We start from the raw sequence: 21,675 nt of genomic DNA on the forward strand, positions 1-21,675 counted from the left end.
AATATGGCTTGGTTTGTACATCTTTCATTAAATTCCCTTGTCATTCTGGTGTTCCATCACATCTGTTTTAAGTCTAGCTGATTCAATGAGGTTAATACACTCGATTGAATCAGCATTTGGCTCCGCGAAGCGGCTTAGTTCGACGCCTGAATAACAGGCTACAAATTGTGGGCTATAATTGAACGAAGCGAAAAACCCCGCTGTTGATTTGCCTGTCAGGCTGAATGTACCTCATTATTTAGATATTTATCAACTGCCTTATCTAATTCAGATAGCTCAATAGGTTTTATGGTATAACCGATTCTTTCTGCAACTGCCAACATAGATACACCACCTACGATTCCAAGCTTTTTACCTATTTCACTAAGGCTGACTGGTTGGTTTTTATTATTCATTTTCAATCTCCAAAATTAAATTATAGCACTGCCATGGGGGAAAGAGATTCAAACACCAAACTCGATATTATTTTCAATCTCAACATCCATCGGCGTTATATTTAGCTCCCTTTGTGCATAATAACGCTACAACGTTTGCATGCACTTGCTGCTTGGCGCGCATTAAAACGGTTCTGCCTTTATTATCGCGTAAATTGACATCGGCACCTTGGGCTAATAACAACTGCATGATGCCGATGTGTTGCTTGTCGGCAGCGTAGAACAATGGCGCAAAATGCTTATCATCATATCGATTGACCTCAGCACCATTGGAGAGGAGTGTTTGCACTATCTTGAGCTGACCTTGCTCTGCCGCGGCCATTAATGGCGAAAAATCATCACTGTTTGTGCCATTAACATCTGCTCCGTTATCTAATAAAAGGCTAATCGATTCAATATCGTTATGCTCAATGGCCAGTAATAGTGGCGTCATCTTACTTTCAGCGCTTTGTAACTCAGTTTCAGCGCCATGTGAAAGCAATAAACTCACCATTGCCACATTGCTAGTGGCAACCGCATATAACAAAGGAGAGGTGCCGCCATTATCTTTGATATTAATATCAGCGCCATGGTTGAGTAATAACGTGACTATGTTTAGGTGCGATCGATTTGCCGCCCAGTTAAGTGCGGTATGGCCTGTTCTATCTTTTAAATCCACACTGGCACCTTGTTTAAGCAGTGTATTAACCACGTTTTCATGACCACTCAATGCCGCTAGCATTAATGCTGTTCGCCCTATTCTGTCTTTTGCTCTGGCATTTGGGCTTGCTCCTTGCTTGAGTAATGCTTTTACCGCTGGCTCGTCGCCAAATGCGGCTGCATGAAGTATTCCTTTGCGCTGTTGGTTAATGATCGCACGTGTTTTGACGTTATTTACTGGTGCATCAACCGATGGTTCATTACTCTGTACATCACTATTTTGTTCGGTTGGTTTAGTCTGTACTGGTGAAGTATCAGCTGGAGTAGTCTCTATTGATTCAGCCGGAAAGCGTGGCGGATTTTGATACTGTTGATGTTGTGGGTAAGCCGAGTCTCCCTCGCCGCGGTAGCCAGGAAAACCTACATCTGCACCACTTTTGCGCTGGTTATCTATGATTGATGGCTCTTTTGGTTGACTCTCTGGATTGTTGATTATGGGTTGAGCATCAGATACAACCTCCTTCCCACCACGATAATTGGGATCACCTTTGCCAAGCTTGGGCATATTTTTTTGGTAATCGTGACCCATTGCCGGTTTTTTCGCACTTTGTTTAGGCGCTGGCGGGGTTACTGCAGGGTTTGCTATAACTGGCGTTACTGGTGCAGCCGACGTTACTGCCGGAGTTGTGATAGCAGGCGTGACTGGCTCCGGCGTGGTTGCAGTAGCCGGTGGAATGGTAGTTGCTGGTTTGGTTGGATCGCTGTTTTCTTCAGCGAATAACGAGGTAATCGCCGAGGATAAAATAATGGCCGAGACAAAGATTATTCGTATGATGCGCATTTGCTATTCCTATCTTCTAAGTCCGTAAAGACCGTTAATAACAATATCAATTAGGTTAAGTTAAAAGGAGAGAAACAAAAGTTCTCCCCTTTGATTCACCTGCTAATCCTTAATTATCATCTACGGATTTTTGTTGTTGCGGTGCGAGTATCGTTATCACTATTAAGATCGCCTTCAGCTGTCACCGTCGCCGTCCAGCTAACAGCGGACGTTCTGATGATGTTGGCTGTCCAACTTGCATTTAATGAAATCGTATCTCCTTCAGCCAAGTCGCTGAAAGCCATCGGTGGTAGTTCAATAACCACGCCTTGGTTAGTGACTCCAGTAATGGTTACCTCACCACTGACACTGCTGGGTTTAAGATTGCTCACATCAACAACCATTGCAACCGTTTGATTAAAGGACACTGTAGCTGATGCTGCAAAAGCAGTCAGCGCAACATCGACATCAGTATTCACCACAGGAACTTCGCCTTCATATTCGATAATGAGCTGTGCGTTATATAAGGCTGTTGATTTACTATCACCCTTAATGTAAACCGCAAGGTCAAAATCTGACGTCATCGGTAAACCATTGCTGGTAACCGCCGGTTCGCCGTCCTCAGTGACAATTGTGACATACTCATTTGCAGTCACATCAACCCAACCTCTACTGGTTGCCAGCGGAGATATTTCTCCCTCTTCCCAGTCAAGTAAATTGATCACTGTCGTTGTTGGCGTACCTACTTCATACTTAATATTTTCTTTGGCAAAAGGCGGCGCGCTACATTCAATCAACGGGATCTCTAGCCCAGGCAAGTCTTGACCAAACTTATTAGGTTTAAGTCTCCAACGGGGGCCTGAGACAAGCTCACCGAGTGAAGCATTTGGCAGTGCACTACCGATGAAATCCTGAACTTTTGGATCAGGATTGGCATCATAAGACCATTCAAATGGGTCACGATTGATGGTGGTATAGTAAGCATTAGAATAGCCACCAGCGAGATCTGATGAGAAAGCATAAGGGGGCTCTGCAGCGCTTTCACCTGGTGTAGCCAAAGGATCCAGTGCTTTAGGGGTATTTTTTAATATTGTACCGACACCGATAAAGGATGGATCGAAAGCGCCACTTTCAGTATCGATTATATCGCTGTCGCCTTCATAACATGGGACCGTACTTTTCCATACGGCTGCATCACCATCACCTTCAATTCTATAGGAAGGCTTACGCCCTGTTGCAGCTTCGTTTTCCAAGTCTTCTGGACGAAGTTGGTCATTAGGGTTATTGGTGATCCAGTGGTTAACCACAAGCTCAGCACGTGTAACGACAAAGTTTTCTGTGGATGTTTTCCATTCTTCAGGGAGTGCCAACTGGGCATACATGCGGATATCGTTCGGCCGTTTATGTATTCCGCCCCAACCATAAAGTGGCTTACCATCATCTTTAAGCTGCACGGAATAATCACTGCTTAAGGCGATGTTATCAAGCATGTTGGTCTTGTCGTTAGGAAACATTTGGCACCCTTCAGGCTGACCATCTGTTTCACAGGGTATCGCATTGGTTAGGCGATGATTTGGCTGTCCACCCACTAATACCTGGACATTATCATCTAGTGGCGCGTTAGCACAGTCATACGATAGAGTGCCGTCTGGGGTTGATATCGTTGCTTGTGTACCATCTGAGCTGGCAAAAAAGTATGGGATAGTCTCATAACAACTGAGCGCATGCTCCATAACGGTATAATGCTCTGTTTCACATTTTACCGAGGTGCCACCAAGCCCTTGACACCATGTTCCCAATGGTGGTTTTACCTTGTATTTTTCGGTGGCAGCATTCGCAACTTGAATACCAATCACCCCTCCGCCTTCGTCAATATTACCAACGAATCCTTCTAGGTAATCGCCATTACGCGCTTTGGGCTGCGCGCCTAGAAAATCAACCACATAAAAGCCAAACTCGCTATCCACTGGATATAACATCACCCCCGACTTGTCGAGAAGCGCTGGATTATCATCAGGACAACTCACTGGGCCAAGACCACAAATGATCGTTTGATCGTCTGCGAAGGTCACTCCATTCAACCCTCCCAGTACGTCATTAACAGAAAACACATGCACTGGCGATTCATAAGCCACCGCATTTCCTATTGAAGCCAGCAATGCTAAAGAGATAGCAAGGGCAATTGGCCTTTTATTAAAGTATTTAACAAATAACATAACAACCTCCTGTAATTATTGTTGGGGTTAAACTAGTTAGACATAACGACCTCCTGGATTTATTTTTAACCTAAACACGTTAACTCTGCTTCAACACCTACACGCACTGCAAATTGACAACAAATATCGTCACTCAATAAAAAACTGACGGCAAGTAAGCAATAAGTAGTACATTATTTTTGTAACCACACGATGCTATATCTTACTTTTACAGCACTCGAGATATTTACTTTTGCACCTGTTATTAACCATAGAAAAACCATGGTTAAATTCAAGAGGCAAAAAACCATAAAAGTAGCGTTAAACACGTTTTTGGCGAGGGAAATCCTTCAACATCAACCTATTAAAATAATACGGGGTCAGATCAATAAAAAGTCATATTTTCACCTATATTACTCAATAGCTTAGCGTCATCATCCTTTAGAATGACGCCTAAATAAAAATTGAGAAATCAGCCCGAATAGGCTGTATTGGCTAGTAACATAGAAATGAATCAGGCGATGATGTAATGGAGACAAAAACCACGTTTTAGATACTACCAAAAGGTAATATTGATGAAAAAACAGAGTAATTCGAACGAATAAATCAGACTAAATAATTATTCTTTTTTATAATTTATAATAATTTTTACCTACAAAGTGATACTAATGCACCATAAAATATGGCACGCATTGTTAATGCTCAAACACTCACTTTAGATGGCAAAAATCATGACTATTTTGCTGTTTGAAACATTGAACAAAAGAGCAAGCTTAGTCATCTACAATGGTTGATTGGGTAAAAAGATGCCATTAGTACTTCCCCATATAAAATAAATGCATCCAACATTTAAAGCCTAATAGGCCAAGTAAAAGCACACCAGGGAGAAATAAACTGTCAACGATGGCAGTGCATTTAAGATCCAACACTTAATCAGCACAGCAAATTATTCCCTTGCTGATTAACATAAAACGCCTACTACAGATTTATACCGATACTATTGCTGATTCTAATTAGGTAGACCGCTATCTAGTCAGAAATGAGCTTCAAACGATACCGTTGAATCTTCATAAAAGGCTACCGTAATCAATATTTAAAGGGTGATGTAATTAGTGATAAAATGAAGAGAATTATTTTGTTAACTGCATTACTGACTGAGAGATAATAAACAACATCATGGTATTACCTGTACTCTATTCGTTGAGAAATTGTCCTTACGCAATGCGCGCTAGACTGGCCATTTATGCATCTAATCAGCAAATAAACCTGCGCGACTTAGTGCTAAGTAACAAACCTGTCGAAATGCTTACGGTGTCGCCCAAAGGTACAGTGCCCGTTTTAGTCACCGCAGATAATGAAGTCATCGATGAAAGTTTATCAATCATGCTATGGGCTTTTTCACAAACAGACCCTGACGATTACATTAGTCAAGCAACACCAAACGCGTTAGCTGAAATGTTAGCGGTTATTGCAATATTTGATAATGAATTCAAAGGACATTTAGAGAAATATCGCTGCTCCAAACGTTACCATGAACCGTCGCTTGTAGAAGATAGACAACAATGTGAGCGTTATCTTGCGGATCTCGAATCAAGGCTTTGCCAGCACTCATATTTAATGTCTGACCAACCAAGTTTGACTGATTTAGCATTAATGCCGTTTATTCGTCAGTTTGCCAGAGTTGAGCGACAATGGTATTTACAATCCCCCTACCCCAAATTACGACAATGGCTTAATCACTATTTACAGAGCCGAATGTTCAGCAAGGTGATGGTACAAAACCCAATGTGGTTAGACTCAAAACAAGAAGTTGTTTTTGGGGCTAATGTATAAGGCTGGCTTGATGAGCCAGTCATAAAAAATTGCGGCGACAACATTAAAATATTTCGCCTCAGAATATGAACTAACAACCGTCTAAAATAAAAATCATCTAAGTTAAACGTCACCTAAGATAAACGTCATCTAAGATAATAATCGGTGGTCTATTAAGCTTGTGCATCGCAGAGTAAGTTGGCGTAACGTTCCATTGGAATACTCATTTGCGCTTGTAACGCTTTGCCTTTCGCCAGTAGCTCGTGTCTTTTTATCGCAGGAATATCGTTTTTGAATGCAAGCACGATTGTATTGCCGCTTTCGACGTCAAAACTGAGTAATCGATTTTCAAATTCGAGCGCGAGTAATTCATCTAACTCTTGGCGTAATTCAGCTGACGTATGCCAGATATTGAGCACCAAAACCCCTTGCTGATTGAGTGCATTTTTACAATCGTGTAAGTAGGATGATTGTACTTGTTTCGGCTCCATACCTTGTGAGTTGTATAGATCTGAAAAGATAATATCGCTTTTAATGTCGGTGTTTTTTATGTAATTCACCGCATCGTCTATATGAATAGCAAGACGTTCAGTTTCTGGTAAGTAAAAAAACTCTTTCGCAGCCTTCGCGACTGCTTCACGGTATTCAACCGCGTGCACCTTCAAATCGACGAAACTACTGAGTAATATTTTAGCCATTGAACCTGCACCCAGCCCCATGATTGTGGCTGTTGTTACTGCGGGAATAAAAAATAAACCGGCCATCATGGCTTGGGTGTAACCTAGATGTAATCCATTAATATCATTGATTTTCATGCAGCTTTGATAGATTTTTCCATCAAAGCTGAGAATGCGGCTGTTTCTTGTTTGATAAACATAAATGGGGCCGTGCTCATCTGCTGTAGATGAAATGCAGGTTCCTTTGATATCCATGGTATTTTTGATACCTCTTAAATAAGGGTATGTAGCGGGTAAGGCAGTATAACGGAAAATAAGCTCAGGTCTTTGTTATTGATTTTTATCGTTTAATAAATGAAAGTATTTAGTAAGTAGCCACTTTTATTTGCTATCGTTATCACGCAACAAAGTATGACACTTCATGCTACAGAGTATGAGTTTTAGATCAAAAATATCTGGTTTACAAAAATGAATCTTCCACCGTTAATTTAACATTAGTCGCTTTTTATCCGTCATCAAGCTTATGCGAAACATTTTCTCTATCATTAATGTCTATCGCTAATATCTAACCTAGTAATGTCTAACCTAGTAATGTCTAACCTAGTAATGTCTAACCTAGTAATGTCTAACCTAATAACCTCTAACCTAGTAATGTCTAACCTTGCAGTGTTTAACCTTGTTATACCTTACAGCAGGCTGAATCGACTCCCACGGCTCATGCGCGACTCTTTATCAAACTTGCTGTGACTGTTTTACGCGTTTGAATTAAGGTATATCCGCCACTTAATACCACCAACAGGCTTCCAAGAAGAGTCGCTAAATCTGGTGACTCTCCAAATATAAATATCCCCAAACCTAAGGCAAATAATAAACGCGTATAACGAAAAGGAGAAATAACCGATACATCGCCAGCACGCATAGCAATTGTGAGGGCATTATACGCCATCACCCCAAACACAATTGCACCGATAATTTGCACTGCGGCGGTAGAACTAAGTTGTAATGGCTCGTGTTGGTATAACTGTATTGCAATGCCAGCTGGGATTAACACAAAAAATCCATATACCCCAAGTTGCATATTAGACAACACCGTTGAAGCTGCGCGAGTGGCTAAATCGCGGCCCGCAAAACCTAAGGTCGCCACGACGGCAAATAAAGATGTTGCTTCAAAGCCATCAAGGCCGGGGCGAATGATCATCAGCACACCACAAAAACCAACCAATACAGCAATCCAGCGTTTAAAACCCACTTGTTCACCAAACAATAAGGCTGCACCTATCATTGCGATTAATGGCGTGGCTTGCAAAATGGCCGATGCACTCGATAAAGGCGTTAGCGTAATAGCCAATGCAAAACAGAATCGACCCACGACTTCGCAAACTGCACGTATGAGTATTGGCTTGGACATCAGTGCTGGGTGTAAAATTGTTTGCCCTTTACGCCAAGTCAGCAGCATAAAAATCAACATTCCGCCTAATCCAAATAACGCTAAAATCAGACCAATAGAAGTTGTTTCGGCAGCCGATTTAATCAACATGTCTTCAATAGAAAATGCCGCCATAGCAGCAACCATAAAAAGGCTACCTTTAGTATTATTCAAAATAACTCCAACAATGGGTCGATTGTATCCAGCTGAAAAAGCGGAAAAGCTGACGTACTCAGCCGATAAAAATATAAGCCGGCAATGGTATCACTCACCATATGCTATCGAGAAAACATCATTTGTTTACAACTGTGTCTAACTTGAACTTGAACTCAACTTTACACTTGAAGCGCTTGTCGCAAATAAGACTATTTCAACTACGCCAGTACTTATGACTCAGCTATTTATTGATTCACTCGTTGTCGCGTGTTGTCTCTACTTCACTTTTAAGTAGATAGCCCATCAATATTAAAGCCCAGTGCGATAACTCAACACTGGGCTTTAATGATTACACGCAAAATATCAGTTTATGGCTTCATGTAACTCTTGATACATCAACTCACGCATCTTAAATTTTTGAATTTTACCCGTTACTGTCATTGGGTATTGGTCAACAAACTTGATGTAGCGCGGCACTTTAAAATAGGCAAATTTTTCGGTTAAAAAGTGGCGAATATCGTCTTCGGTGATATCGGCATTGGCGCGGACTTTAATCCATGCGCATACCTCCTCGCCGTATTTGTCACTCTGTACTCCAAATACTGCCGCGTCTTGCACGTCTTTGTGGCTATAAAGTTTTTCTTCTATTTCTCGTGGATATATATTTTCACCGCCGCGAATAATCATGTCTTTAATGCGGCCAACAATTTGCACGTAGCCTAACTCGTCCATTTGGCCAATATCGCCCGAATGTAACCAGCCTGCGCTGTCGATGGTTGCAGCTGTTTTGACTGCATCATTCCAATAACTTTGCATGATGCAGTAACCTCGGCTGCACACTTCTCCGGGCTGACCAATAGCAACCACGTCGCCAAACTCATTGATGATTTTCACTTCAGTATGCGGCAATGCTCGACCCACGGTGAGCACTTGTTTTTCGATTGGGGAGTCAATTTCAGTGATGTGATTTAATGGGCTGCACTCGGTTTGTCCGTAACCAATTAGTACTTCTTTCATGTACATTAACTCTTGCACTCGGCGCATCACTTCTTCGGGGCATGTGGCGCCCGCCATAATGCCTGTGCGCAATGAGCTAAGATCAAACTGGTTAAATTGTGGATGTTCTAACTCGGCAATAAACATAGTCGGTACGCCATGTAGAGCAGTACAACGCTCTTGTGCGACCACTTGTAAAGTGGTGAGTGGGTCAAAGGACTCACCAGGATATACCGCCGCCGATGCATGAATAATACTGGATAAACTGCCTAACACCATGCCAAAACAATGGTATAGCGGTACAGGGATGCATAACTTGTCGGCTTGAGTAAAGCCCATAGCATCTGCGACTAAATAAGCATTATTTAAAATATTATGATGCGATAACGTCGCGCCTTTGGGGCTGCCTGTGGTACCTGATGTAAATTGAATATTAATCGAATCATGAGTATCGAGAGAGTCAGCAATGGTGGCCAACACATGTTGAGCTTCGTCGTTAACCTCCAGCAGCAAATCATTAAAATTGAGCATACCGGGAGTACGGTCGGTGCCCATTCGAATAACAAACTCAAGCTGAGGCAGTGCGAGTGTGGTGAGCTTACCTGCTGTGCTGGTGCTTAACTCTGGCAGTAACTCATTTAACATCTGTAAGTAATCACTGGACTTAAATTTATCTGCGCAAATGACTGCTCGGCAGCCCACATTACTTAAGGAGTATTCTAGCTCTTCAGGCCGATAAGCCGGATTAATACACACCATAATGGCGCCAATTTTAGCCGTAGCAAATTGGATTAAGCACCACTCAATATTGTTAGGAGACCAAATTCCGACTCGATCCCCTGGTTGAATACCTAGCGCTAACAAACCAGTGGCAAGCGCATCAACCTTTGCTTGATACTCACGGTAATTCCAACGGATTTGTTGATGATGAACGACTACCGCAAGATTGTCTGGGTAAGCATTGGCAATATCATCAAAATATTGACCAATGGTTTTATCAGTAAGCGTCGTTGAGGTGACACCATGATATTCACTTTGGGTAAGCGGTAGTTGTGCTTGATGTTGTTTGACCATTAAAGCCTCCTTGCATGTGTTTCGTCATGCTCAAGCTAACCAATTAACGGCCTGACTCACAAGTAAAAAAGCACTGCATTAGACTAAAGAGGCATGGTGAGTAATGTTTACAGCAAAGGCTAATATTAACAGTAACGCATTCATTTTTATCAATAACGGTTTAATGATGGCATTTGAGCAATCTTATTAGTGCCAATTTATTAGCGCCAATTTATTAGCGCCGCTAAAAACAATACACAAAAGTGAACAACACGCTGGAGTGATAACCAAAAGAATAATTGGAGCGATAGCCGATATTGTAAAAATTAATCATAGTTAAAACTAAAACACCCAAACACTCAAACACCACAACCGATTAGCATTATTACAACAACACCCTGTAAGTTAACTACAGAATGGGAGTAAAAAACACAAAACCATTAACCATAACTCGCGAAAAATCATTTAAACATTGATCTAGCGCAGTCTTTAGTTAAAAATCGAACAAATACTGATGTTATTTAATTCCAAGCCGATAGCTTCCTTATACTTATCTAAAAGTGACATTCATCTAATTATTATGCTTGATACAATCCGCACACTCTTTACTGTTACAGATGAAAGCCTATTAATCGTTGGTGATTTTCAACTTATAGTTGTTTGCATATCCATAGCTATCGCAATATTTGCCTCGTTTATGGCATTACAAGTCGCATCGCAAGCAGCATTAACACTCAATAAATTTAAACGACACTTACTCACCAGCTGTGGCAGCATCGCGCTTGGTGGCGGTGTGTGGTCAATGCATTTTATTGGCATGTTAGCATTCAGCTTATGTACTCCGGTGAGCTATGATTTCGGCTTAACCGCGTTATCTTTTATTCCCAGCATTGCAGCATCCTGGGTAGCCTTAAATGTCATATCCACAACCAAACCAAAGCTAAGCCAATTTGTGGTGGGTGGTATATTGACTGGCGCAGGTATTGGCACCATGCATTATGTCGGCATGGCCGCCATGGAAATGGCTCCCCTACTTCGTTACAACTTATTCTATTTTGGTTTATCAATAATCATTGCCATTATTTTGGCCATTCTCGCGCTGTGGATACGTTTTAGCTTGAACCATCTAGGTCGTTTTGCATTAAGTGATTTACATAAAAATGCGATTGCAGCGATGGTGATGGGCTGCGCAATTTCCGGTATGCATTACATCGGTATGGCTGCGGCTCGTTTTGTCCGCCCACCCGGATTTGAATTTTCTGCACAAACCAAAATGATGTCACTGTATTTAGGCATTGCAGTTGCCACGATTACTGTGGTGATTATTTTATTGGTATTAGCCGTCAACATGTTGATGAAATACCAAGCCTCGTTACACCTAGCCAAATTAACTGAAGCACGTTATCGCGCGACCATTAGTACCGCCGTTGACGGTATCATTACCTTTAACGCTAAAGGGCGTATTGAAAGCGGCAACCAAGCGGTAGAATTACTTCTTGGCTGGCGACTTGAAGATGTATGTCATCAAAATATTCGTGACTTTATCCCGAGTCCATTTATCGATGAGTTTAACGCCCGTTTAGACAGTTTTAGCAACAACATAGGGCAACAAAAAAGTACTGGCCGCGATGTAGAAGCGCTACATGTTAACGGTACGACCATTCCAGTTAGAGTGTCAATTGGCCATGCGTGTATTGAAGGTAAAAGCCTGTTTGTGATGTACATAAGTGACTTACGTCACCGTATTGAAATGCAGCGCGCGTTGATTAAAAGCGAAGCTCAGTTTCGCTCACTTATCACCAATATTCCCGGTATCGCTTATCGCTGTTTAAATGTTGAAAACTGGCCGATGGTATTCATTAGCGATGCGGTTGAAAATATTACCGGTTATCCAGCAAGTGACTATATAGGCGCAACACCAAAACGTCATTTTTACCAACACGTACATCCAGATGACCTTGAGCAAATAGGCAATCAAGTCGTCACAGACCAAGTGTTTAAGCTGGAATACCGTATCTATAATGCCAACGGTGATATTCGCTGGCTGCTCGGTTATGGTGCTCATGTTGACGGGATAGATGTACAAGATAAATGGCTCGACGGCTTTATTATGGACATCACCGATCGCAAAGAAATGGAGCAATCTTTATTAATTGCCAAAGACAAAGCGGAACAAGCAGCATCGGCTCGCTCGGCATTCCTAGCGAACATGAGCCACGAAATTCGCACCCCAATGAACGCCATCATTGGTTTTAGCGACATTTTACTCGACGATTCGCTACCCGCTGAGCAGCAAAAACATTTACGTACTATTAATCAGTCTGCTAAGTCTTTATTGCACCTACTAAACGATGTTCTCGATAGTGCCAAGTTAGACAAAGGCAAGTTCGATCTCGAATTGCGCGATTTCTCTGTTATCGAAGAAATTGATTCGGTGGTATCGACACTATGGTTACAAGCTAGTTCTAAAGGTTTGTTCTTAAATGTGAATGTATCAGCAGATGTGGCAATATCTTATCATGGTGCTCCAGACCGAATTCGTCAGGTATTGACCAATTTAATTGGTAATGCGATTAAATTTACCGCCGAAGGTGGCGTCAGTATCGATGTTAGCGTTAAACCAAGCGGTTGCATTGAATTTGCGATTAACGATACCGGTATTGGCATGACGCCAGAACAACTAGCCTTAGTGTTTGATGCCTTTGCTCAAGCAGATGCCAGCATGAACCGACGCTTTGGTGGCACTGGTCTGGGGACAACCATCAGCAAACAGTTGGTTGAATTAATGGGCGGTAAAATTACCGCTAAAAGCACATTTGGCCAAGGCAGTTGTTTTGGCTTTACCTTGCCATTAACCGCACCCAAACACATCAACAGCACGTTGACTCCGTTAACAACCCGTCACATTAAACCACTGGCTATTTTGATAGTTGATGACATCCAGCAAAATATTGATTTGCTCACCATTATGATGAAGCGCCAAGGTCACAGCATCATTACAGCCCGCGACGGTAAACAAGCCCTACTGCGAATGCGCAACGACAAAATAGATCTTGTATTGATGGACGTGCAAATGCCTATCATGGACGGATTAACCGCCTCGCGTACTCGTCGTGAACAAGAGCAAAACGAACAGTTACCGCATATGCCAATTATTGCATTAACGGCCAGCGTACTGCCTGAAGACAAAAAAGCAGCATTAGATGCCGGTATGGATGGTTTTGCCAATAAACCTATCGATATGATGCTGCTTAATCATGAAATTGCCCAAGTGTTGAAACTTGAACAAAGCAATATGGCCGTCGATAACACCGCTGTTGATATCGACAACAGGCAAGTGGTTAATGAGAAAAAAGGCATCTCGATGTGGGGAAGTAAAGACACTCTCGTGAAAGAAATTAGCCTATTTATGACTAAACAACACGATAGCAACCAACAGCTTAAACAATTAATACAAACTGCCGACTGGCCAGCTATTAATCAGCATTTACATGGACTCAAAGGGTTGTCTGGCAATTTATCGCTAACGCAACTAACACGTTTATTTAGCGATGCCGAGCGCTTAGCCATGACAAAATCCACCACTGAATTATTGGCTTTGCTGCCCACTATTGAGCAGGCTTTTGACCATGTGACAACCTATCTTAGCACTCAAGATATCAGTCAACACCCAGATCAAACCGCAGAAAAAGATAGTATGAGCGTTGATGAGTTCATCCAAATCATTAACCTTATTCGCTTAGCTGCAAAAGAAAACCAATACAATGAGCACGATGTAGACACACTAATTGCAGCAACTCCGTCGGCATACCGACAGCAATGTATCAACATACAACATGCTCTAGACGACTTTGAATTTGAACAAGCAATAACACAACTCAATGCACTTGAGTCCAATGTTACTGCACAGTAAAAAGACTGAATTGAATGATATATAGCAACCAAGATCGTATGCCGACAATTCTTATTGTCGACGATGAACCCGCTAACCTCAGAGTGTTAAAGAAAATGCTTGAGGATCAGTACAGGCTGATTTTTGCTAAAAGTGGCGAAGAAGCCTTGCGTTTAATTGAACGCGACTTGCCGGATTTGATTTTACTCGATGTGATGATGCCGGGTATGACTGGTTTTGAAGTCTGCCAGCAACTTAAAACTGTGCAACGCACCAAAGCGGTACCAGTCATTTTTATCACGGCGTTAAGTGACGAAGTGGATGAGGCTAAAGGCTTTGATGTGGGCGCGGTAGACTACATTACTAAACCCGTGTCACCTGCGGTGGTTAAAGCACGTGTTCGTACTCATTTGTCTTTAGTGCAAGCTGAAGACTTGCGCCGTACACGCTTACAAGTCATTCAACGTTTAGGCCGTGCATCTGAATACAAAGACAACGAAACCGGTATGCATGTGATGCGCATGAGCCATTTTTCTAAAATTATTGCCCTTGCTTATGGTTTATCAAAATCGGCCGCCGACAATTTACTCCATGCAGCACCAATGCACGATATTGGTAAAATTGGTATTCCCGACAGCATTATGCTTAAACCGGGTAAGCTCACCGATGAAGAATTTGCCATCATGAAAAAGCACCCTGAAATCGGCGCCGAAATTCTAGGTGAATCAGATTCAGATTTGATCGCCTTAGCCAAAGTCGTCGCCATGACTCACCACGAAAAGTGGGATGGTAGCGGCTACCCTCATGGACTTAAAGGTGAAGATATTCCTATTGAAGGACGTATTGTGGCAATTGCCGACGTATTTGATGCTCTCACCAGCAAACGCCCTTACAAAGAAGCATGGACTGTCGACAAAGCCATGGCATTTTTACATGACCAAAGCGGCATACATTTTGACCCGCAGTTAGTGACACTATTTCAGCAATCTTTGCCCAGCATTTTATACATTAAGCAACGCTGGCAAGACTAATAGACCGTAATTGGCCCGTTAGTTTAGTCGTGAACTAACGGGCCAATTAGTTTTTAGGATTTGCCCTATTTCAATCGCTTAATGGTTCAATTCACCCAACTCCCTTATTACCAACAGGATTTTTTATGACCCCGGCTGCTGCATTACCAAGCCAACTGAACACCACCGCCATTTTGTTAGTGTTAGCCTTAGGCACATTTATATTGGGATTATCAGAGTTTTCGATGATGCCAATGCTGCCATTAATTAGTGAAACATTTTCCTCAACACCGTCACAAAGTGGTTATGCGATTAGTGCTTACGCGATAGGCGTTGTTGTCGGCGCCCCTATTTTAATGCTGACCACAGCCAACATGAAAAAACGCCATGCCTTGGCAATATTTCTGACATTAATGTTTATCTCTAATGGCTTAAGTGCGATGGCAACCTCACTTGAACAGCTTATTGTATTTCGCTTTTTAAGTGGCCTACCCCATGGCGCTTATTTTGGTGCCGCTATTTTATTGGCTGCCGATATTGCCCCTCAAAATAAACGTGCAAGTTACATGTCTAAAGTGTTTATGGGCCTAACCATAGCCACTATTGTAGGGGTTCCCATTGTCACTTTAGTCGGCCAAAACTTAAGCTGGCGCTATTGTTTAGCGGGTGCATCTGTCCTCGCCTTAGTTGCATTAGTGTGCGTATATGTGGTGATCCCTAAAATTGAAAACAACCAGCCGTCAAATTTAATCAATGAGTTTAGCGTGTTAAAGAATAAATTGGTTTGGTCAATTCTTGGCATTGTGATTATTGGCTTTGGTGGCGTATTTTGTATTTACACTTACATCGCCGATACCATTTTAGTGGTGACTGAAACGCCGGCATACACCATTTCAATCGCGATGGTAATGTTTGGTATTGGTTGTACTTTAGGCAATTACGTATTAGGCAAAGCAGCCGATCGCGCAGCCTTAAAAACCACTGGTATTGCCTTAGTGTGTACGATTATATTTTCGCTTGCTTACGTCAGTGCCAGCCATAATATTTGGCTATTGTATGCGGTAATTTTCTTTATTGGCTGCAGTGTGGGTTTAGCGACACTGATTCAAACCTTACTGATGGACGTATCGCCAAATGGTCACGCGATGATAGGGGCATTAGTACAATGTTCATTTAACACCGCCAATGCTATCGGCCCTTGGGTGGGCGGCATGTTTATCGCACAGGGCGCAATGCCTAACGAGACAGGCTATGTAGCGGCAGTGTTATTTGCTGGCGGCTTAATGATGTGGTTGTTAAGTTATCTGCAAATGAATAAGAAAAAGGCTCAACTGGAACAATGTTCTGCATAATCAGGCTTTAGAATTTATTCTTTAACGAATTTTATAACAAATAATCTAACTAACTCCCTAACGAATTATCGAACAAGTTGCTGGGCTCAATACCGATAACATTGTCGGTAACATTGTCGATAACCGTTAGGGCAAGTAGTTTGAGCGTCTGAGAAACACCTATCTCGGCGACTTATCAAACCATTAAAAGCGTCATTTATATTACGTGATGAAAATGTATCAATATCAATAATGTAAATTAATTAACTATTATTTAATCTCAAATTTTTGCATCCATTTATCACAACGAGCGTCATCAAGCTCTTCATAAAGATGCAGTGCAGGTAATAATTCAAGCTCAAAACTTTCCTCGCTATCATTAGCTATAGCGGTTAACAGCATGGTAAACCAAGCCGTTATTCCACCTTGAGGTGGCGCCTTGAATCGAGGAAAACTAGGGGCAGTTGCCGTCCCAATTAGCCAGTCTTTCGCAAGCTCGGGGGTTATGACTAATGCACGCGCTAATCCAACAAAATCAACAGCGCCAGATTCTATTACCTTTAATGCCTGTGCATAGGTTTTAAACCCTCCAGTAACCGCTATAGGCACATTCGATAAGCGCTTTGCTGTTGCTGCAAACTCTGCAAAATAAGGGCCTTTTGTAGATGAATCAGAGCTAGATTTGGCTCCAGGGAAATAAGATCCACCGCTTATTTCTATCAAGTCTAATGAAGTTTGATCCAATATTCGGATAGCGGCTAATGCATCTTCCTGCGTTAAACCACCTTCTAATTGATCGGTGGAATTAATCTTAATGCCTATCGGGAATGAATCCCCCACTGCACTTCGCACCTTTGCAATTATTTCGACAATAATTCGACATCGCGCTTCAATAGAACCACCATATTGGTCTTGTCGATGGTTAAACAATGGCGACAAAAACTGACTAAGTAAAAATCCATGACCTGCATGAATTTGCACACCTGTAAATCCAACGTCTTTAGCTAACATAGCAGATTTGGCATACATATCAGGTAATTGATAAATTTCATCAATCGACATTCCGGCACACTGAAACTGGCTAATATTAAGCGCTGATGGTCCTTTGGGTTGGCTTATGGGTAAATGAGAAAGCCCACCAGCATGACTTAACTGAGGCCATATATGAGCGCCATTAATAGCGGCACGTGAAGTTAGCTCACGCAATGCAGCTAAATCCATCCCATCAGCTAAAACCAGATTACCCGGCTTTTCAGGAAACCGCGGATCAACCTGTACTTCACCTATAACCGATAGTCCAAGTCCGCTCTTCGCCCACCGTTCATAAAGCCTAGCCTGCAGATTTGTAGCATTACCCTCGCCATCGGCAAGTGAATCTGACATCGCAGATTTTATAAGCCTGTTTTTAATAACAGCGCCACATGGCAGCTTAAGTGGGTCTTTCAAGCTTATTGGATTGGTCATAACTGTCTCTGGTTACTCTAATTATCTTAACGGTTAAAGACATTATGAACCATTGTCTATAAACTAAAAACCAACCAATAATATATATACTATTAATAATAAGTTTATAATGAACACTTCAGATCTGCATTTATTCGTTCGAACAGTTGAAACTGACAGCATAACGGAATCTGCCAAACAGCTTAACATCACGCCTTCAGCCGTCAGTTAAGCACTACGTCGATTAGAAAAATATTATAAGAACGACTAGGCAGCTGCGTATTACACCTGCAGGTAAGCAATTTCTGTTTCACTGTCGAGAGCTTTGGAAGCTTAGCGCAAGGGCAAATAGCGGCTCATCAAATACAAGGTAAAATAAGTGGACATTTACGGCTATCAATATCATCAGATTTAGGGCGCAATATCGTTCTACCCTGGATAATGGAATAAACAGAGCAACATTCCACCTTATCAATAAACGTTGATTATCGGTGAGTAACTTTCTGATTTTTCTTAGATAATGCTAATACTGTCCTTAGGTATGGTAAGCAAGAATACACTCTAGATCTCACATTGAGATAAATACCTCTATGACATAGTTCATCAAATAATTATAACTTATTGTTATTTAATAATTAAATTGAATTATTAAATCTTTTTTAATAGTCTTTTAACAACGCAGCCATTTATGTTTATTGTGACATATAGATAATATAAAGTTAGTTTTTTTAATAACATATGAATTCAAAGGCTATTTATTTTAAAGAATATCTTGTCCGACGAAATATGCATATTTGGATGATTTAAATGCATCGATTACCACCACTACGAGCTATACAAGTATTCGACTCTGTTGCACGTAATCAATCTTTTTCTATCGCGGCTTCGCAGTTGGCTATTACTCAAGGAGCTGTGTCGAAGCAGGTAAAACTTCTTGAAGAGTTTTATGCTGAGAAGTTATTCATACGTTGTGGTACCAACATAGAACTGACGAAGAAAGGCACTTGGTTAGCATATCAGTTAACGCCCATTTTTGACCAACTTAACGGAATTTGCAATTTCAATTCTATAAGTCGCGGAAAAATACGAATTGCTACCTACCCATCTCTTTCACTCGGTTATCTTACATATGAAATTGAACAATTTAATTCTGCCCATCCAAATATTGATGTCGAAATTATATTAGCCATTAATCATCCAACAATGTGTGATGAAATTGCTGATTTATTTATTACAACAGAAGAGAGTATTGATGGTTATCACTATCAACAACTATTTCAAGAAAGATTAATTCCTGTTATCAGTCCTAAAATAATTAACGATACAACGATAATAAAGATAAAGGATTTGACTGGCTACACGCTATTGGTAACGAATGGAAAAGAGAACTCTGATTGGCAGTTATGGTTTAACCATCATAATTTAAAACCGGCAATTTACCAGAAAATGAACATGTTTAGTGATGCACTATTATCAACTAGAGCTGCAGAATTAGGCAATGGCATTGCCTTATCATGTGAGGTTACTGCACACCGAGATATAATTGATGGTCGTTTGTGTAAAGTAGGACTACCATCAGCGCCAACTGGGCGGCGCTATTTTTTATGTTGTAAAAATAGACGACGATATGAACCCAATATCAAGTTACTCTCTGATTGGATTAATAAAAAATTCATTAATGATTAAAAATGAATGCAAATAATAGAAAACGTCCAATTTTATATATATTTAAAATGTCATTTTATCACTAATTTATAGGTAAAAAGACTCAATTCACAACCATAATGGCTAGTGAATTGAGTTGGATAGTTAATCGTTCTATTTATTGGTTGGAAAATCCGGATATTCAAAGTTGTGATGGCAAGTGTTGCAATAAATCTTGGCGGGCTTATGTTCACTATGACAGGCGGAGCATTCTAGTCCATCACCATAGTGGAGTGAATAATGTGGATTTGTATCCCGAAAAAGCTCACTTTCAGGTTGTTTTGCAGCATCTCTTAGTTCATCGAGTGGACCATGACATGTTAAGCAGGCCTCTTTGGTTGGAATTACCTTTTGGCCGCTAGCGTGACAATCCTTGCAACTGAGTTCCATTTTTTTATGATGTTGGCTCATATCTTTAGCGTAAGCCGTCGACAACATTAAAATAATGATGCAAATAGAGAGTGTTAGTTTGTTGAACATCATCACTAAGTCCTTATGCTTTTGCTGCAATATGTTTTGCTGCGATACGACCCATCACCATAGGGTCTGCGGTACCGCATCCACCTAAACGACCAGCTCCATGGGCACCTGAAGAAACCTCACCAACAGCATATAAGTTTGGAATAGGTTCGCCTTCTAGCGATAATACTGATGCATTTTCATTAATGTAAGCTCCCCCTTCAGTGTAATGGATGGTGTTACTCACACGTTGGGCATAGAATGGCGCGGTGCTGATTGGCTTTAATCGAGATACAAGTTTTCCAAAATCCTTATCTACTCCAGCTTTTACTGAAGCGTTGTAACGTTCTACTTGCTTTAGGAAAGGGGCGACTGGGATACCGTAATGTTTTGCAATTTGCTCTAACGTCGCAAACTCCTTCACTGTTCCAGATTTTATAATACGACGGCGTCGGGTTGCCGGAATACCGGGATCATTGTGACCAATAGAATCGCAGAATAGAACAGGATAAACGCCAGGTGTTTTGTCTAAAATATTAGTAATATTTTTAGCTCGGATATTACGATCACCCGTTTCATTCAAGAATCGCTCACCAGTATTCACATCCACTGCGATACCGTGCGTATAGCCAGCAAAAGGTGAATAATCGGGAGAATCCCCATAACCATGCTCATCTGGAGAGGCCCAAGGGCCTATTTGGATAATTGATAATTGATGAGGGGCACCACCAGCGCGCAATACTTCTTTAAGTCCTTGAGCGGAACCTCCTGGTTGATTGGTATTAGAAATGGAAGCATCGAGTCTTGGATCTTGCATCTGGCGGAACTGGACATCATTAGCATATCCGCCTGTCGCGATAACAACTCCTTTTTTAGCACGAATATTTTTCACGATACCACTTTCAGCATTGGTCCAATCATGATGATTAGCCACCTGAATACCTATCGCTTTACCATTTTCTAGCAGAATGCTTTTCATGGAACAACGTGAGCGATATTGCGCGCCCAAGAGCTCGCCTTTTTCACGTAATGGGATGGTTATATCGCCACCAGTAGCACGTACACCTATTTTTACCCGCGCAACAGAGTGACCGCCATAGAGATATACGCCATCAGCAAACTTAACCCCATGAGACTGGGCCCATTCAAAAGCATCCTTCGCACCATACGCTATGGCATGTGCAAGTGTAGGGGTACTAAGCCCTTGACCGGAACTAAGGATGTCCTGCATAAATTTTTCTGGGCTATCATCAATTCCCAGTTTAGCTTGCTCGTCAAGGCCTGCTACAGCAAAGCCTGATCCATTCAAACAAGAGTTCCCGCCAAAAGCAGGCATTTTTTCTACCACTAATACACTCATGCCTAACTCTCTAGATTGAAGCGCTGTAGCCAGCCCACCAAACCCAGAGCCAACAATAACAACATCATAAGTTTCATCGAACTCATGCATAGGCTTTGCTTCAGCAGTCAATGACAAAGTAGTGCTACCTACCCCAGCAAGGGCGGCCGCCTTGATTATATTTCGTCGAGTTTGACTAAACACTTTTTCATTCATCATGTATCTCCTAGTTGATTCGGAGTAATGATATGTATGGAAACATGCCCAAAATGTAAGAAACATCACATTA

15 protein-coding genes are annotated in these 21,675 nt (G+C 41.6%); 6 read left to right on the forward strand and 9 right to left on the reverse strand.

Annotated features, from left to right (window positions below; translation table 11 throughout):
• Window positions 1-215: 215 nt before the first annotated feature.
• The 3 genes from SFRI_RS12830 to SFRI_RS12840 form a co-directional block, all read right to left on the reverse strand.
• Window positions 216-395 carry a hypothetical protein gene (locus SFRI_RS12830; protein WP_041413075.1) on the reverse strand — a complete coding sequence of 60 codons (180 nt, stop codon included), beginning with the start codon at window positions 393-395 and terminating at the stop codon, window positions 216-218.
• A gap of 79 nt (window positions 396-474) precedes the next feature.
• Window positions 475-1,914, reverse strand: a complete 1,440-nt coding sequence (locus SFRI_RS21035; RefSeq protein ID WP_011637951.1) for an ankyrin repeat domain-containing protein — start codon at window positions 1,912-1,914, stop codon at window positions 475-477.
• Window positions 1,915-2,030: 116 nt separating this feature from the next.
• Window positions 2,031-4,109, reverse strand: coding sequence for a hypothetical protein (locus SFRI_RS12840; protein ID WP_011637952.1), 2,079 nt, complete (start codon window positions 4,107-4,109; stop codon window positions 2,031-2,033).
• Between the two features lie 1,155 nt (window positions 4,110-5,264).
• Here SFRI_RS12840 and SFRI_RS12850 point away from each other — a divergent pair.
• A complete protein-coding gene (locus SFRI_RS12850) occupies window positions 5,265-5,921 on the forward strand; it encodes a glutathione S-transferase (RefSeq protein WP_011637953.1) in 657 nt (218 codons plus the stop codon).
• Window positions 5,922-6,073: 152 nt separating this feature from the next.
• Here SFRI_RS12850 and SFRI_RS12855 read toward each other — a convergent pair whose 3' ends face one another.
• The 3 genes from SFRI_RS12855 to SFRI_RS12865 all read right to left on the reverse strand — a co-directional run bounded on the left by SFRI_RS12855 (window position 6,074) and on the right by SFRI_RS12865 (window position 10,229).
• A complete protein-coding gene (locus tag SFRI_RS12855) occupies window positions 6,074-6,832 on the reverse strand; it encodes a spermine/spermidine synthase domain-containing protein (protein ID WP_011637954.1) in 759 nt (252 codons plus the stop codon).
• A gap of 460 nt (window positions 6,833-7,292) precedes the next feature.
• A complete protein-coding gene (locus tag SFRI_RS12860) occupies window positions 7,293-8,177 on the reverse strand; it encodes a DMT family transporter (protein ID WP_244262827.1) in 885 nt (294 codons plus the stop codon).
• 345 nt (window positions 8,178-8,522) lie between these two features.
• Window positions 8,523-10,229, reverse strand: coding sequence for an AMP-binding protein (locus SFRI_RS12865; protein WP_011637956.1), 1,707 nt, complete (start codon window positions 10,227-10,229; stop codon window positions 8,523-8,525).
• Window positions 10,230-10,788: 559 nt separating this feature from the next.
• Between SFRI_RS12865 and SFRI_RS12870 the strand changes: the two genes are divergently transcribed.
• The 3 genes from SFRI_RS12870 to SFRI_RS12880 all read left to right on the forward strand — a co-directional run bounded on the left by SFRI_RS12870 (window position 10,789) and on the right by SFRI_RS12880 (window position 16,462).
• Window positions 10,789-14,121, forward strand: coding sequence for an MHYT domain-containing protein (locus SFRI_RS12870; protein ID WP_041413616.1), 3,333 nt, complete (start codon window positions 10,789-10,791; stop codon window positions 14,119-14,121).
• Between the two features lie 14 nt (window positions 14,122-14,135).
• Complete coding sequence (locus SFRI_RS12875) at window positions 14,136-15,131, forward strand: response regulator (protein ID WP_011637958.1); 996 nt, start codon at window positions 14,136-14,138, stop codon at window positions 15,129-15,131.
• A gap of 125 nt (window positions 15,132-15,256) precedes the next feature.
• On the forward strand, window positions 15,257-16,462 hold the full coding sequence (locus SFRI_RS12880) for an MFS transporter (protein WP_011637959.1): 1,206 nt from the start codon (window positions 15,257-15,259) through the stop codon (window positions 16,460-16,462).
• Window positions 16,463-16,711: 249 nt separating this feature from the next.
• On the opposite strand, the gene SFRI_RS12885 is transcribed toward SFRI_RS12880, so the two are convergent.
• The gene (locus SFRI_RS12885; protein ID WP_011637960.1) at window positions 16,712-17,905 is read right to left on the reverse strand and encodes an NADH:flavin oxidoreductase/NADH oxidase family protein; all 1,194 of its coding nucleotides are present in this window, start codon (window positions 17,903-17,905) and stop codon (window positions 16,712-16,714) included.
• A 109-nt stretch (window positions 17,906-18,014) separates the two neighbouring features.
• Between SFRI_RS12885 and SFRI_RS21775 the strand changes: the two genes are divergently transcribed.
• On the forward strand, window positions 18,015-18,116 hold the full coding sequence (locus tag SFRI_RS21775) for a LysR family transcriptional regulator (RefSeq protein ID WP_244262828.1): 102 nt from the start codon (window positions 18,015-18,017) through the stop codon (window positions 18,114-18,116).
• Window positions 18,117-18,691: 575 nt separating this feature from the next.
• Window positions 18,692-19,570 (forward strand): LysR substrate-binding domain-containing protein, encoded by an 879-nt coding sequence (locus SFRI_RS12890; protein ID WP_011637961.1) that lies wholly within the window; start codon window positions 18,692-18,694, stop codon window positions 19,568-19,570.
• Window positions 19,571-19,702: 132 nt separating this feature from the next.
• Here SFRI_RS12890 and SFRI_RS12895 read toward each other — a convergent pair whose 3' ends face one another.
• Both SFRI_RS12895 and SFRI_RS12900 read right to left on the reverse strand, forming a co-directional pair.
• Entirely contained in the window at window positions 19,703-20,071 is a 369-nt protein-coding gene (locus tag SFRI_RS12895; protein WP_011637962.1) for a cytochrome c3 family protein, read from the reverse strand.
• Between the two features lie 10 nt (window positions 20,072-20,081).
• Window positions 20,082-21,605: a flavocytochrome c gene (locus SFRI_RS12900; protein ID WP_011637963.1), complete on the reverse strand. Its 1,524-nt coding sequence runs from the start codon at window positions 21,603-21,605 to the stop codon at window positions 20,082-20,084.
• Window positions 21,606-21,675: the final 70 nt, after the last annotated feature.

The sequence above is a fragment of the Shewanella frigidimarina NCIMB 400 genome (assembly GCF_000014705.1).
Classification (GTDB): Bacteria; Pseudomonadota; Gammaproteobacteria; order Enterobacterales; family Shewanellaceae; genus Shewanella; species Shewanella frigidimarina.

Coding starts and splice junctions, on each gene's coding strand:
- SFRI_RS12830 (WP_041413075.1), bottom strand. CDS start 395: ATGAATAATAAAAACCAACCAGTCAGCCTTAGTGAAATAGGTAAAAAG.
- SFRI_RS21035 (WP_011637951.1), bottom strand. CDS start 1,914: ATGCGCATCATACGAATAATCTTTGTCTCGGCCATTATTTTATCCTCG.
- SFRI_RS12840 (WP_011637952.1), bottom strand. CDS start 4,109: ATGTTATTTGTTAAATACTTTAATAAAAGGCCAATTGCCCTTGCTATC.
- SFRI_RS12850 (WP_011637953.1), top strand. CDS start 5,265: ATGGTATTACCTGTACTCTATTCGTTGAGAAATTGTCCTTACGCAATG.
- SFRI_RS12855 (WP_011637954.1), bottom strand. CDS start 6,832: ATGGATATCAAAGGAACCTGCATTTCATCTACAGCAGATGAGCACGGC.
- SFRI_RS12865 (WP_011637956.1), bottom strand. CDS start 10,229: ATGGTCAAACAACATCAAGCACAACTACCGCTTACCCAAAGTGAATAT.
- SFRI_RS12870 (WP_041413616.1), top strand. CDS start 10,789: ATGCTTGATACAATCCGCACACTCTTTACTGTTACAGATGAAAGCCTA.
- SFRI_RS12875 (WP_011637958.1), top strand. CDS start 14,136: ATGATATATAGCAACCAAGATCGTATGCCGACAATTCTTATTGTCGAC.
- SFRI_RS12880 (WP_011637959.1), top strand. CDS start 15,257: ATGACCCCGGCTGCTGCATTACCAAGCCAACTGAACACCACCGCCATT.
- SFRI_RS12885 (WP_011637960.1), bottom strand. CDS start 17,905: ATGACCAATCCAATAAGCTTGAAAGACCCACTTAAGCTGCCATGTGGC.
- SFRI_RS21775 (WP_244262828.1), top strand. CDS start 18,015: ATGAACACTTCAGATCTGCATTTATTCGTTCGAACAGTTGAAACTGAC.
- SFRI_RS12890 (WP_011637961.1), top strand. CDS start 18,692: ATGCATCGATTACCACCACTACGAGCTATACAAGTATTCGACTCTGTT.
- SFRI_RS12895 (WP_011637962.1), bottom strand. CDS start 20,071: ATGATGTTCAACAAACTAACACTCTCTATTTGCATCATTATTTTAATG.
- SFRI_RS12900 (WP_011637963.1), bottom strand. CDS start 21,605: ATGATGAATGAAAAAGTGTTTAGTCAAACTCGACGAAATATAATCAAG.